The organism is Acinetobacter lwoffii (assembly GCF_024129715.1).
Lineage (GTDB): Bacteria > Pseudomonadota > Gammaproteobacteria > Pseudomonadales > Moraxellaceae > Acinetobacter > Acinetobacter lwoffii_U.
Genome location: NZ_JAMXXM010000028.1, coordinates 1 through 13,691, shown reverse-complemented (window position 1 = coordinate 13,691; position 13,691 = coordinate 1). Strand labels below are relative to the sequence as shown.

General features: G+C 45.0%; 11 protein-coding genes. 4 read left to right on the top strand and 7 right to left on the bottom strand.

Features of this window, described 5'->3' with window-relative positions; translation table 11 throughout:
• Nucleotides 1-50: 50 nt before the first annotated feature.
• On the bottom strand, nucleotides 51-1,076 hold the full coding sequence (gene dusA / locus NI462_RS13145) for a tRNA dihydrouridine(20/20a) synthase DusA (RefSeq protein WP_435574964.1): 1,026 nt from the start codon (nucleotides 1,074-1,076) through the stop codon (nucleotides 51-53).
• Between the two features lie 274 nt (nucleotides 1,077-1,350).
• On the opposite strand from dusA, the gene NI462_RS13140 reads away from it, so the two are divergent.
• Entirely contained in the window at nucleotides 1,351-1,995 is a 645-nt protein-coding gene (locus NI462_RS13140) for a hypothetical protein (protein ID WP_004281639.1), read from the top strand.
• Nucleotides 1,996-2,010: 15 nt separating this feature from the next.
• Here the strand turns inward: NI462_RS13140 and NI462_RS13135 are convergent, their stop codons facing one another.
• Nucleotides 2,011-3,198: an MFS transporter gene (locus NI462_RS13135; RefSeq protein WP_253160963.1), complete on the bottom strand. Its 1,188-nt coding sequence runs from the start codon at nucleotides 3,196-3,198 to the stop codon at nucleotides 2,011-2,013.
• A gap of 983 nt (nucleotides 3,199-4,181) precedes the next feature.
• Here NI462_RS13135 and NI462_RS13130 point away from each other — a divergent pair.
• The 3 genes from NI462_RS13130 to NI462_RS13120 are packed head-to-tail and all read left to right on the top strand — an operon-like array spanning nucleotide 4,182 to nucleotide 7,093.
• Entirely contained in the window at nucleotides 4,182-5,309 is a 1,128-nt protein-coding gene (locus tag NI462_RS13130; RefSeq protein WP_004645141.1) for a Re/Si-specific NAD(P)(+) transhydrogenase subunit alpha, read from the top strand.
• A gap of 11 nt (nucleotides 5,310-5,320) precedes the next feature.
• Entirely contained in the window at nucleotides 5,321-5,644 is a 324-nt protein-coding gene (locus tag NI462_RS13125) for a proton-translocating transhydrogenase family protein (RefSeq protein ID WP_004281642.1), read from the top strand.
• A gap of 3 nt (nucleotides 5,645-5,647) precedes the next feature.
• Complete coding sequence (locus NI462_RS13120) at nucleotides 5,648-7,093, top strand: NAD(P)(+) transhydrogenase (Re/Si-specific) subunit beta (RefSeq protein WP_005248072.1); 1,446 nt, start codon at nucleotides 5,648-5,650, stop codon at nucleotides 7,091-7,093.
• A gap of 267 nt (nucleotides 7,094-7,360) precedes the next feature.
• Here the strand turns inward: NI462_RS13120 and rsfS are convergent, their stop codons facing one another.
• From rsfS to NI462_RS13095, 5 genes are all read right to left on the bottom strand, one after another.
• Nucleotides 7,361-7,768: a ribosome silencing factor gene (gene rsfS / locus NI462_RS13115; protein WP_004645144.1), complete on the bottom strand. Its 408-nt coding sequence runs from the start codon at nucleotides 7,766-7,768 to the stop codon at nucleotides 7,361-7,363.
• A gap of 81 nt (nucleotides 7,769-7,849) precedes the next feature.
• Nucleotides 7,850-8,638: a hydroxypyruvate isomerase family protein gene (locus NI462_RS13110; RefSeq protein WP_005101810.1), complete on the bottom strand. Its 789-nt coding sequence runs from the start codon at nucleotides 8,636-8,638 to the stop codon at nucleotides 7,850-7,852.
• Between the two features lie 39 nt (nucleotides 8,639-8,677).
• Nucleotides 8,678-9,547 (bottom strand): NAD(P)-dependent oxidoreductase, encoded by an 870-nt coding sequence (locus NI462_RS13105; protein ID WP_253160961.1) that lies wholly within the window; start codon nucleotides 9,545-9,547, stop codon nucleotides 8,678-8,680.
• A 36-nt stretch (nucleotides 9,548-9,583) separates the two neighbouring features.
• Nucleotides 9,584-10,372 (bottom strand): crotonase/enoyl-CoA hydratase family protein, encoded by a 789-nt coding sequence (locus NI462_RS13100; RefSeq protein WP_253160959.1) that lies wholly within the window; start codon nucleotides 10,370-10,372, stop codon nucleotides 9,584-9,586.
• 106 nt (nucleotides 10,373-10,478) lie between these two features.
• Entirely contained in the window at nucleotides 10,479-13,286 is a 2,808-nt protein-coding gene (locus tag NI462_RS13095) for a GacS-like sensor histidine kinase (RefSeq protein WP_191112598.1), read from the bottom strand.
• Between the last annotated feature and the right edge of the window lie 405 nt (nucleotides 13,287-13,691).

Sequence of the window (13,691 nt, the reverse complement as noted above, 5' to 3'; positions counted from 1 at the left end):
CTCATGTGCAATCGCTATAAAAAAGCACCGATCATCGGTGCTTTTTGTATTTAGGATTTAACTTGCTGATGTTCACGTACATAATCTTCGGTACGCTGCATCGCTTCCTGAATATTAAAAAGTGCAGTCTCTACATCTTTCAAGGTTTTGGCATTACCACCGCTTAAAGCCTGACGCCATTTACGTGCACCCGGAAAATTCTGGAACAGTCCTAAAATATGACGGGTAATAATGGATAAAGGTGCACCTTCGGCCATGCGCTGGGCAATATAAGGCAGCATCTGTTGCATAATGTCAAAACGGTCTGGTGCATCCAGATTCCATAACTGGCCCAGTTCAGCCAGTAAGTAAGGATTATGATAGGCTTCGCGGCCAATCATCACGCCATCCACATGTTTGAGATGTTCCAGCGTTTCGGCATAGGTTTTAATTCCGCCGTTGATCTCGATGAGCAGATCAGGACGATCCTGTTTTAAACGGTAGACATCTTCATAACGTAGGGGTGGCACGTCGCGGTTTTCTTTAGGTGATAGACCTTTTAATAAGGCAATTCGCGCATGCACGATAAAATTATTGCAGCCGGTTTTGGCCACGGTATCGACAAAATGCAGCATCTCTTCATAAGATTGCATATCATCAATTCCGATCCGGTGTTTTACGGTCACTGGAATATCCACCGCATGACGCATTTCAGCAATACATTCTGCGACTAGATCAGGCTCCGCCATCAGACAGGCACCAATTTTATTATTTTGTACCCGGTCACTTGGGCAACCTACATTTAAATTGACTTCGTTATAGCCCCAGTCCTGCGCCATCTTGGTACAGATTGCCAGATCTTTTGGATTCGAGCCGCCGAGTTGCAAAACGATTGGCTGCTCTTCCGCATTAAAGTCCAAATGACGTTTGGCATCACCATAAATGATCGCACCTGTGGTGACCATTTCAGTGTACATAATCACATTCGGGTTAAACAGACGTGCAAAGAAACGATAATCTTTGGTGGTCCAATCCATCATTGGCGCAACACTGATTCGTGGTTGAAGTTTATTTTCAATGGTGGTCAGATCAGTCATTCAAAATCACGCCTTAACGAAATGGAAGAAAGAAGAAGCAATTCATGCGATCACTCAGCTATTGGTTTTTGGCTTAAACTGGATCGGCTGACGTCGCAAAAAGAGGGCGTAATACTAGCATAAAATCAGAAAAACCACCCGGCGAACTTGAGCTAGCCCGGTAAATCCAGGGAATGAAACAAGAAATAAAATTGGAATTCCCAGTCAGGTTGGAATGGTATATTTTGATAGGAGAAAGATGAAGATAAAAATTTTAGAAATAAGGAGAATAATCATGTTGTTATTGGAGGAAATTTATAAAAGCCATAAAGCACAAAATTCGGCACATTTTAATTTAAGAATTCATCGGGGCTTAGGCTGGTTTAAAAAATCGCTAGATCTGGATCAGGATCTGGATTTTAAGTTTATCAGCCTGTGGATCAGCTTTCAGGCGATTTATGCAGATGAGAGTGATCTAGTTCAAGATCAAAGCAAGCTGCAGCAGTTTCTGGAAACACTCTGCCAAAAGGATCTGGATCAGAAAATTAATCATATTCTTTGGGAAAAATACAGCCAGCCGATCTGCTCACTCTTGGCCAATCCCTATGTGGAACAAAGCTTTTGGGATTATCGTCATCAGAAAATTAGCCTGGAAAGCTGTCAGGTTGACTTGGAAACACAGAAACAGAATATAGAGAATGCTTTAAAAGAACGAAATTCTGTTGAAATTTTAGCTGGAATATTTCAGCGTTTATCTACCTTGCACCATCAGATAATGCAGGGTGGCGCCACGTATCACAGCTCGCTGAATTATAAATCATTAGAGGAAAGCTGCCGGATTCTGGCAGCCTTATTGCCGATTTTTATCTGTATTTTATTGGAAAATTCACAAACTCTTGATCTGAATAAGCCTTATTATCCGGCGGCGCAAGTCAGCTAAATATAGTCAAAATACTTATGCAGTTGTCCGGGCCTGATACCATTGATCCAGCAGGGCAAATAAGGTAGCGCACAAAGCTAGCCCAAGTCCTGCCAGACAGGTCATGCTCCAGCCACCGTGATGCCAGGCATAAACCCCTAAGGCTGAACCACAGGCACCGCCAATAAAATACAAGGTCATATACAGTGAATTGACCCGTGATTTGGCATCCGGGTGCAGGCGGAAAATTACGTTCTGGTTACAGCTGTGCGTAATTGCGAGCCCAAGATTTATCAGTCCATAACCCAGAATATAACTGAGCAAAGATACTGCACCAAAATATAAAAACAGCCAGCTTCCTATCAGGATAGAGCAGCCGATCCAGCTCAGTGTTTTGATATGGCCACGATCGGCCCATTTACCAATGAACTGTGTAGAAAGTGCGCCAAATACACCGGCCAGCGTGACCAGTCCGACCATGACATCAGAAAGCTGAAAAGGTTCTTGCGTCAACAGCAGAGCGATGGTGGAGAACAACATACTCATGGCAGCAAAAGCACACGCACCTGTAAGTGAACGCAAAACCAGTCGTGGTTCCTGCTTGAGTAATATCCCCATAGATTTAAAAATTGTTGCATAGCTGATTCTCAGACGTGGCAGGCTCGGTAGTTTTCCTCTCAAATAAAAACTTAAGGCCAGCATACTTATGCCACTGACGATATAAATCATTTTCCAGTGAAACAGGTCGGAAAATAATCCGGCAATACTGGTTGAGAGCAGAATGCCCACCAGTAATCCGCTCATCAGGAAGCCCACCACTTCTCCGGTTTTTTCCGGTTTGACCGCCATGGTGGCCAAGGGAATCAGAATCTGTGCAGCCACGGAAAACAGTCCGGCAATGATAGTGCCGACCCAGAGCATCGGCAGATTCACAGCACTAGCACAAATAAATAAACCTGCTGCGGCACCCAGCATGAGGAAAGGGATCAGTTTAGTCTTATTTAGCATGTCACCTAAAGGCACAATAAACAGCAGGCCCAGGGCATAAGAGATTTGAGCAAAGGTGACGGTGAGCGCTACTTGTGATTCAGGCACCTGATAATACTGCTGAATCGATGAAATCAGCGGCTGGCAATAATAGTTAGCGCCGGCACATAAGCCGCATGCAATCGCCATCAGCCATAATAAGGGCTTATTTTGACTAATATCGAGGGGCGTGTGCATAGGGCTAACCTTGTATTCAGACCGGAAGAACTTAAATGAGGAATGAGAATAATGTTCAAATTGAGGGCACTATAGGCCAGAAGTTCTTGCTTTAAAAGTAGAGAAATATTGCCAGCATTGAAAATTGTTAGAACTCAGGCAGCTTAATGAAAGAAGTGCAATTTCAAATAGAAAGTATGAGTGAATATTTACAGAATTTTTTATCTTTTAATGATGGGGTTGCTTCATTAAAGCGCAGCTTAAAGTAAAAACAATAAAAAAGAGCACTGAGGTCAAAAAAGTGGAATATTTACTCTATTTTATTGCGCAAATTTGGTGCGAAAATGAGATTTTCCATTTTGAATCAAGTTCAGTACATTAATATAATAAATAGTCATCCAGCTTTTTTTCTACCCTTTATCTGACTGTTTGAGACCTGAGTCTTATAAAATTTTAGCGATTACTTTTTGTCAGATCTATTAATTGTGTCTGATGAAGATCTGCTCAAATCAAATTCTATCATTTCATAAAATACGATTTTAACGTCTAAAAACAGTGCTCTTGCTTGAGTGCTAAATCTGTCAAAAAAGTCAAAACTAAAAAAACGGCGCAGCTAAAGTGCCGCTATCTATAGGGACTAGAGAAATTGAAAGTCTGCTTCTAAATCAGGAAATACAGCAATCATTGTCAGAATCATCAATGTAACAAAATAAATCAGAAATCTGCGCTTATTTACACCAGTAAAATCTGGATATTTCATTCAGCGGAATGAATATCGTTTATAAAAGCATCGAATATGAATAGCCGTTGAATTAAATAAATGTGCTATTGCAGCATCATTTTTATGAATCATCAGTTCAAAATATAGGTATTTATTAAATAAATAGTAGGTGGTAATTTCAAACAGTTTGATTAGAATCCAAAAATTCAACAAGAACACATCCTGAGGGGAAGCATCGTTTTACACGATGTTTACTTAAGAAAAATTAGCTTGAGGAACGCTCATGCAGATCGGAATTCCAGCCGAAACTGTTGTCGGTGAAAATCGCGTCGCTGCGACGCCAGAGACAGTAAAGAAATTGATCAGCGCAGGACATAGCGTGATTATCGAACGTGGTGCAGGGGTTAAAGCTGCCTATATCGATAGTGCCTATGAACAAGTTGGTGCCAAAATTACGGATGATGCCTACACCGGCAGTCAGTTGATTTTAAAAGTTCGTGCACCGAAAGGTGAGGAAATTCAAAAACTCAACCCGAATACCACTATCGTGGCAATGTTTGATCCTTACCGTAATACTGAGCTTGACCAATTCGCGGCACAAAACGTGTCTGCATTTGCATTGGAACTTTTGCCACGAACCTTATCTCGTGCGCAGAACATGGATGTCTTGTCTTCTCAAGCCAACCTTGCAGGTTACAAGTCGGTGCTTTTGGCTGCGGCTGAATACCAGCGCATGTTCCCGATGCTGATGACTGCTGCGGGTACGGTTAAACCGGCTCGTGTGGTGATTATGGGTGTCGGCGTAGCGGGTCTGCAAGCGATTGCCACTGCAAAACGTTTAGGTGCCATCGTTGAAGCCACGGACTTGCGTCCAACTGCCAAAGATCAGGTTGAATCTCTGGGCGGTAAATGGCTAGACGTGCCGATGTCTGCTGAAGAGCAGCAAAAAGCTGCAGATGCTGCCAAAAATGGTTATGGCTGGATGCCGGGTGAAGAATACATCCGCGATCAGGCTGCAATTGTTGATAAAGCGGTATCAAATGCTGACATCGTGATTACTACCGCTCTTTTACCGGGCCGTGATGCACCGCGTTTAATCCGTGCTGAAACAGTTGCGAAAATGAAACCGGGTTCAGTGATTCTGGACATGGCAGTAGAATCTGGCGGCAACGTCGAAGGTTCAAAATGTGGCGAAACCGTGCATACCGACAACGGCGTCAAAATTCTCGGCATTCCAAATATTCCATCGACGGTATCGACTGAAGCCTCTGCTTTATACGCTCGTAACGTATTTAACTTCGTGGAAACATTATTTGATGCAGATAAGAATTTTGTCCTGAATCAAGAAGAAGAAATTCAAAAAGCCCTACTTGTCACTCATGGCGGCCAAGTGCTGCTGAAACGTGGTTAAGGAGAAGACTCATGGTTGAAACAATTACGATTTTTGTCCTTGCCATTTTCGTAGGTTACTACGTGGTGTGGGGTGTAACACCAGCATTGCATACGCCGTTGATGGCGGTCACCAATGCCTTGTCATCGATCATTATTGTCGGTGCAATGATTCAGACTGTTGGCCTGCCGGTGATTGGCGTTGAAGGTAGCGTGGATTTCCAGACCATTAACGTGGTGAGCGTACTTGGCGCGATTGCAGTATTCCTGGCGAGCATTAATATTTTCGGTGGCTTTGCCGTGACTGCTCGTATGCTGGAAATGTTTAAACCTAAGCAAAAGAAAAAAGAGGGTTAATCCATGGAAATGATTCGAGAGTATGCGGATTGGTTCTACCTGATTGGTGCCGTTCTTTTTATCCTGACGCTACGTGGTTTATCAGGTCCTAAAACTGCGATTGCCGGTAACCGTTACGGAATGATCGCGATGGCTATTGCGGTCATGACCACCTTCTTTGTAGCTGAGAATCCAGTGGTCTGGATGATCATTGGCGCAATGGTGCTGGGTGCAATCGTGGGTATTGCCCGTGCACGTACAGTTCCAATGACGCAGATGCCTGAAACTGTGGCACTAATGCACTCATTGGTGGGTCTGGCTGCGGTCCTGATTGCTGTCGCTGCCATTATTCACAACAACAAATTGATTGAACTAGGTCCAGACCTGTTGGCTGCCAATGGTGTCAATTTCCATGAAATGAGCCGTGTTCATTTATTTGAACTGTTTGTGGGCTGTTTCGTGGGTGCGATTACCTTTACAGCATCAGTCTTTGCTTACGGTAAACTGGCTGCAAAGAAATGGGCAAAAACCATTTCAGGTGCATGGGTGAAACCGGTTCAGGCGATCATCTTTATTGCTATGTTAGGTTTTGGTGTTCACTTCTTCCTGACTGGCAATATGACCTCGTTCTGGGCGATGACAGGCCTTGCGCTGGCATTCGGCTGGGTATGGATTGCACCAGTCGGTGGTGGTGATATGCCAGTGGTGGTATCGCTACTCAACTCATTCTCGGGTTGGGCAGCAGCTGGTATTGGTTTTACCTTAGAAAACAACATGTTGATCGTTGCAGGCTCACTGGTGGGTTCTTCAGGTGCTATTCTGTCTTACATCATGTGTAAAGCGATGAACCGCTCAATCATCAACGTTTTGTTTGGCGGTGCGATGGGCGGTGCAGCTGCGCCGACAGCAGGAGCAGGTGAACAGGTCCAACGTAATCACCGTTCTGGCTCGGCAGATGATGCAGGCTTCCTGATGTCAAATGCAGACAGCGTGGTGATTGTACCGGGTTATGGTATGGCGCAAGGCCGTGCCCAAAATGCGGTAAAAGAATTGGCTAACTTGCTGAAAGAGCAGGGTGTAACGGTTCGTTTTGCGATTCACCCTGTAGCAGGTCGTATGCCGGGTCATATGAACGTACTCCTTGCTGAAGCGGACGTACCGTATGAAGATATCCTGGAAATGGACGAGATCAACTCGGACTTCCCGGCAACAGATGTGGTGCTAGTGATTGGTGCGAACGACGTTGTGAACCCTGCGGCGAAAGATGATCCAACATCGCCAATTTATGGTATGCCAATTCTGGAAGCCCATAAGGCACGTACGATTATGGTGATCAAGCGTTCTATGGCAACCGGTTATGCGGGTCTCGACAATGACTTGTTCTATAATGACAAGACCATGATGATCTTTGGTGATGCCAAGAAAGTGGTGGAAGATATGACTAAAGCCATTAATGGTACGGGTCACTAATCATCTAAATCATTAGAATCCTCCTAAGTCCCCCTTTTAATAAAGGGGGATTTTTTATTTTATATCTTGGGAAAAGGATGATTGAGTGATCATCGAACGTCTATGTTGATGATGAATTGATCCTAAGATACCAATCAAATCGGTGCATAAGACAAGATGGAAATTAAAAAATAGCGAACAGATTGAGTTGTATTAATGCTTATAAAGTTAGATGAACAGGCAATAAAAAAGCGACCTACACAGGTCGCTTTTTTGAATATTCGGTTTTTACGCTACAGAGTCAGTATCTGTAGGATTGCGCCATAAGCTTTCTAGGTCATAGAATTTACGCGCTGTTGGAAGCATACAATGAACCACCACATAACCAAGGTCGATGAGGATCCATTCAGCATCACGTTCGCCTTCAATACCAAGAGGGCGGAAGCCAGCTTTACGTGCTTCTTCAGCAACGTTATTGGCCAATGATTTGATGTGACGTGTCGATGTACCGCTTGCAATGACCATAGCATCAGCCACATTACTGATACCGCTGACATCAAGCTCAACAATTTCTTTTGCTTTTACATCTTCAAGTGCAGCATGTACGACTTTTAAGCAGTCCTGTACAGCTTGAGAATTTGAATTCATAGTAAGATCGTGAGAATTAGAAGCGCTGGGCGATGGTTCTAAATTCATGGGGAGTGTAATTTCCTAACAATTATGCATGGTCTAATATAGCGGTTTTAGTCCTGAATTTCAAATGAAGCCGCAGTCCACTCAGTCATGCTCCGGAAAGAACTCAGCTTTCCAGTCAAAGGAATCGTTGGAATGTCCGCTAGGTTTATACTCGGCAGCGACATAACCTTGATATTGACTATGTTTTAACCACTGAAATATATCATGATATTGAATTGAACCCGTATTGGGTTGATGCCGTCCCGGACAATCCGCAAATTGGATATGACCAATCGAGGCAATATTTTCTTGCAAAGTTTCTAAGACATCTTCGCCCATCATTGCCATGTGGTAACAGTCGTACTGCATTTTTAAGGCCGGATGATGTACCGCTTCCAGCATTTCCTGGGCTTGGGCAACATTTTGAATCAAAAAACGTGGCATATCGGTGCCATTGATCATTTCGAAGACCGGTTCAATTTGATGCTCAAGCAGCATTGAACAGGCCATTTTTAGGTTACTCGCCAGCGTATTCAGGCAGGGTAAAAGATCACAATCCCTAGGCTGTTTTCCTGCCAGAATGTTCACCCGAGGTACATTCAATGCGGTAGCATACTGGATGGCCTGCTCAACCGCATGACGAAACTCGATTTCCTGTCCTGGAATGCCAGCCAGACCATGACCGCCCTGCATTAAATCACCTGCCGGCACATTAATCAGGCACAAGTTTAGCTGATGGGTGCTGAGCTGGTTTTGAATCTGGCCAATCGTAAGTTCATAAGGAAACTGGATTTCCACATGATTAAAGCCCTGTGCACGAGCCAGCGCGAAACGTTCGATCAGCGGCACTTCGGTAAAAATCATCGACAGGTTGACGGCAAGTTTAATCATGTCTTTCTCTTCAATATTCAAGGCCGCATCAATCAAGCGTTATGAATGTTTTAGTTGCTGGATTACAGTAGCCAGATCTGCTTCGGCAAAGCCTTGGGCTTGATGAGCATGTAACTGCGTTAAAGCTTGAGTCGCCACCGGAACATCCAGGTCAAAGCTTTGTGCCAGTTGCACGGCATTATTCAGATCCTTGGATAAGGTCTGTACTTTCCATTGCACCGGTTCAAAAGTTTGCGTGGCCATACGCGGTGCCAGAATCTGAAAAGGCTTGGAGTCGGCAAAACCACCCGCCAGCGCAGGCGCCAGTAAACGTGTATCCACCCCGGCAAGTCCAGCAAGGGCGACCGCTTCTGCGATCAAGGTGCTATTGGCAGCCACAATCAGCTGATTACAGATTTTGGTCGCCTGACCGGTACCCGTATCCCCCATACGGGTGACACGCTGGGAAAGTACTGCATAGATCGGATTAAGATTTTCAATCGTCGTGGCATCACCACCGGCAAAAATCACCAGACTGCCTTGTTCGGCTCCAACTGTACCGCCTGAAACCGGAGAGTCAATCCAGGTTACTTTCTTAGCCTGTGCTTGTGCAGCAAGTATTTGGGTTTGCTGTACTGAAAGGCTGGAGAAATCTACAATCACTTGCTCCGCAACCAAATACGGTTCGATCTGAGCAAAAACAGATTGCACTGCCTGATCATCTGCCAGGCAGGTCAGAATCACCGGGTAATCTGTAATCTTATCCAAAGATAGCGTAGTTGCACCTAGATCCAGCAAGGGCTCACAGGCAGATAGTGTGCGGTTCCAGACTGCCACCTGAAAACCTGCTTGAAGCAGACGTGTGGCCATGCGAGTGCCCATCAGCCCCATACCTAAAAAGGCAATTTTAGTATCGCGATTCAACTGCATGCTTTGGTTTATTCCTTTCCTAGATTCAGACTGGGTTTATTTGTATTGGCGCGGTACAAACTGAACCTCTGGGTTTTTGTCCTTTTTACGGGCCAATTGACTGTTTTTACCCAGTAATAATTTCAGCTGCCATATTTTTTCCATACGCAAGGATTTATTTGGACGATGCTGCATGGCATCCAGTACAAATTTAGAGGCCATCAGCGCATCTGGAGAACGTTGCAGCATTTCTTCAGCCAAGGCTTGTGCTCTTCCTAGTGGCTGTTCATCGACATGGGTGATCAGACCGATTTCTTTGGCATATTCACCATCAAAAATCCGGGCAGTTAAGGTCAGCTCTTTGGCCAGATCAATACCAATCAGGCCTTTCAGGGAGCGGCTGAGTCCCATGTCTGGCACCAGTCCCCAGCGGGTTTCCATAATCGACATTTTGGTCTCAGGATGGGCAATGCGGATATCTGCGGCTAATGCCAGTTGCATCCCGGCACCAAAACAGAAGCCCTCCATTGCGGCAATCACCGGAACAGGTAATTCTTGCCAGACCAGAAATGCTTTTTGAAACAGGCTTTGACCCGGACGAATCAGTTCCCAAGCAGCATAAGCACGATTTTTAGGATTATTTAAATCGGCCAGATCAATACCGGCACTAAAGACCTGGGCTTCTCCCGTTAAAATCACACATCGGATGCTTTTATCTTTTTTGATTTTTTGTGCAGTCGCGACCAGTTCGCGCAGCAGGGCAAAGCTCATGGCATTGCGTTTATCCGGACGATTCAGTGTAACAGTGGCAATGCCGTTATTTTTTCCCAAGCGCACGAGTGACATGGCATTCTTCCTTATTTTTCCTGGCTTGAGCATAGCATGCAGCCTTTAGGCTTGCATGACAGCTCAGTCACACTTCTTAAGTCATGGACTGAGCCACTTCAGAGGTTTAATTCAAATGTTGCTTCAAAATTTGCTGGGCAGCCTGTTCAACCTGTTCAACCACGGCTTTGAGTTCATCAAAATATTTCAGTACCTCTTGAACAAAGCTTTCATCGGCCTTACGGCGCTCTTTACGCAAGGTAGAAACGAACTGCTCAAAGCCACCGGTGACTTTCTGCAGAGTCGGTGCACCGACATAGCGGGTCGCGCCATAGAGACGATGCAGTACATGTTCCAGTTGTGGAAAATCTTCCAGTTCAATCAGTTGCTGCATTTCATCGAGTTCATCTGCAAAGCTGTCCACCAGCATGCGTAACAGGTCTACTGCCAGATCTTCCTTATTGGCTGCCAGTTGCAGGCTTTGCTGCCAGTCCAGAATATTTGGATCTAGGGCATCAATCACATTGGCACGTTCCAGTACCGGAATCCGTTTAAAATGCTCGGTGGTCCAGTGCGTCAAAATTTGGATAATCTGCTCGATCTGAATCGGCTTGGTGACATAATCATCCATGCCGTTTTGCAGCAGTTTATGTTTTTCATCAGAAAGTGCATGCGCCGTCAGGGCGATAATTGGCAGGCGACTATGATTTTCAAAGGTCGATTCCAGCGAGCGAATAGCACGGGTGGTATCGATCCCCGACATGACTGGCATCTGAATGTCCATAAAGACCAGATCAAATGCCGGCTGTTCCTGTTCATAACGGCGCTGAATAATATCGATCGCTTCCTGCCCGCTGAGGGCTTTGGTTGTGGTGACATTGAGTTCGCCCAGTAAGGCTTCCAGAACAATCAGGTTGGGTAAGTGATCATCCACGGCCAGAATATGCAGGCCTTGACCATTAAATTCTTCATGCTGTTCCTGGTCGAAGACCGGCTGATTGCCGAGTAATTGAATCAGCGCGCTGCGGCTGAGTGGCTGATGCAGGGCACGGGCACGATGGTCATTGAGCATGCTTGGATCCAGTTGCATCTGATAACCATAGACAGCCAGATGACCCTGATAACGTGAACGGATTTCGCGTAACAAGACTTCACTGTCACCACTATGATCGACGATCAGCCAGGTATTTTCGCTATTCTGTAAATGATTCAGACGGCTAAACAGATCCAGAATTGATGCACATTCAATATGTTTAACCTGATAATTTTCCAGATAATGCCGCAGCACATTCGCAGTTGCCGGATGTGCAAGATAAGACACCACGGTCAATTCGCTAAAATCTGGATGCTCAATCACGGTATCTTCATCGACCAGGAACTGGGCAGTAAACCAGAAAGTAGAGCCTTTTTCAGTTGGAGCACGTTCCTGATTGTCTTCAAAACCAATCTGGCCATGCATCAGGCTGACCAGCTGTTTGGAAATTGCCAGACCAAGACCGGTACCACCAAACTGACGGGTCACCGAGGTATCACCCTGCGAGAAGGATTCAAACAGCTTTTTACGGTCGGTACCACTCAAGCCAATACCGCTGTCCTGCACACTAAAATGCAGCACACATTGATCCATACCGTCATGTTCCATGCGTGCCCGGACAATGATTTCTCCATCCGGAGTGAACTTGATGGCATTGGAAATCAGGTTGGTCAGAATCTGTTTAAATCGTAGCGCATCACCAATAATGTGTTTTGGCACACCGTCTGCATAATAGAATGCCATATCAATATGTTTTTGTGCTGCCAGTGGCGACAACATGTCCATCACATCAAAAATCGCTTCTTCCAGATCGAAAGGTGCCGTTTCCAGTTCCAGTTTGCCGGCATCAATCTTGGAAAAATCCAGAACATCATTGATCAGTGCCAGCAAATGCGCAGAAGACTTACGGATGGTCTGCAAATACAGGCTCTGCTCGTTGCTGAGATTGCCCTGACGTAATAACAGATGAATAAAGCCATCAATACTGTTCAGCGGGGTGCGCAGTTCATGGGAAATATTGGCCAGAAACACCGACTTGGCCTGGTTGGCCGAGATGGCCTGGTCACGTGCCTGACGATAGGTAATATTCTGGACTTCTAAAGTGTCGAGGGTACGGCGCAAATCATCTTCGGTCTGTTCGGTATGTTCACGCAGTTCCAAAAAGCTGAAATGCAGACGTTTCACCACATTGGCAATATCACGTTGCAATAAACGCAGCTCACCGGTGCTGTTAATCACCATATGCTGGCCGAGGGTATCGGCATTCAGGCGTTGCAACTGCATGCGAATTTCATACATTGGGGCAATCCAGCGCCGTGAGTAGAAATTCAGGCAGAGCAGAAGTAATAATAAGGTTAGTAATCCGGTCGCAATCAGTACGATCAGTACCCGATAACGGGCAATTGCTAGCGGCTGGTTATCCAGTTCAATCGCCAGCCAGCCAGTAGAAAAAGTGTTTTCATTTACTTTAATGGCATAGATATGATTATCTTGATGCAGAATCGGACCAACAAAATTGCCGCTTTTCTCAAATTCTGGCCAAGGCGCCTGTTCCTGAAAACCAATGCCCAAACGGTTCTTGCCATTTTCATCCAGAACTGCTGCCCGAACCAGATGCTTTTCATTCAGCATGTTCTGCATGGCGTTGTGAGCCTGGTCATATTGCCATGGATACAGATTCAAGATATCCAGTGCATATTCTGAGGTGCCTTGAAAACGAGTGAGAATCGCAATGGCCATCTGCTTCTGCTGGGCACGTGCGGCATTCGAGGTCTCAGTCAACACCAGCATGGCACCGACACAGGCCAAAATGGTAATCGGCACAAAAATCAGCGCAATCAGCTGTCCATAGGCATGATTTAAGTGTAGGCGTTTAAACAGCTTTTTGTTGATCGTTGACATGATTTAAGCAGTATTTTCTTTATGCCTGGCATATTAGCATGCTTTAAATCGACAGTTAAAATTTAAGCATAATTTTTATAAAGCTTCGGATTAGCAGTTAAAAATACAAGAGATTTCAGTTAATTTTGCTCAGGTACAGCAAGACTAAGACGCACGAAATTTCAATCTGTAAAAGTGCCAGACTGAAATAGTATTTTCATCTTCATTAGCGAGCTGCTTCACCTGGCTAAATTATCGGGAAATGTAGTTTATGGCTTGATAGTGTGTGAGTTTTAGGGCGTGTCCTCATTTGGCTTTGCACCAAATAAATATGTAGGCTATACGCATAGATTTATAATTGCGTGCTAGTTTATCAAATCGAGTTTGCAATAGCACGGAAATGTTTTGATCTCGCAAAAGCGTTTT

Bases quoted from the DNA above. Each gene is read 5' to 3' on its own strand.
- NI462_RS13135 (WP_253160963.1), bottom strand. From the start codon at position 3,198: ATGCACACGCCCCTCGATATTAGTCAAAATAAGCCCTTATTATGGCTG.
- NI462_RS13140 (WP_004281639.1), top strand. From the start codon at position 1,351: ATGTTGTTATTGGAGGAAATTTATAAAAGCCATAAAGCACAAAATTCG.
- NI462_RS13125 (WP_004281642.1), top strand. From the start codon at position 5,321: ATGGTTGAAACAATTACGATTTTTGTCCTTGCCATTTTCGTAGGTTAC.
- dusA (WP_435574964.1), bottom strand. From the start codon at position 1,076: ATGACTGATCTGACCACCATTGAAAATAAACTTCAACCACGAATCAGT.
- NI462_RS13100 (WP_253160959.1), bottom strand. From the start codon at position 10,372: ATGTCACTCGTGCGCTTGGGAAAAAATAACGGCATTGCCACTGTTACA.
- NI462_RS13120 (WP_005248072.1), top strand. From the start codon at position 5,648: ATGGAAATGATTCGAGAGTATGCGGATTGGTTCTACCTGATTGGTGCC.
- NI462_RS13110 (WP_005101810.1), bottom strand. From the start codon at position 8,638: ATGATTAAACTTGCCGTCAACCTGTCGATGATTTTTACCGAAGTGCCG.
- rsfS (WP_004645144.1), bottom strand. From the start codon at position 7,768: ATGAATTTAGAACCATCGCCCAGCGCTTCTAATTCTCACGATCTTACT.
- NI462_RS13095 (WP_191112598.1), bottom strand. From the start codon at position 13,286: ATGTCAACGATCAACAAAAAGCTGTTTAAACGCCTACACTTAAATCAT.
- NI462_RS13130 (WP_004645141.1), top strand. From the start codon at position 4,182: ATGCAGATCGGAATTCCAGCCGAAACTGTTGTCGGTGAAAATCGCGTC.
- NI462_RS13105 (WP_253160961.1), bottom strand. From the start codon at position 9,547: ATGCAGTTGAATCGCGATACTAAAATTGCCTTTTTAGGTATGGGGCTG.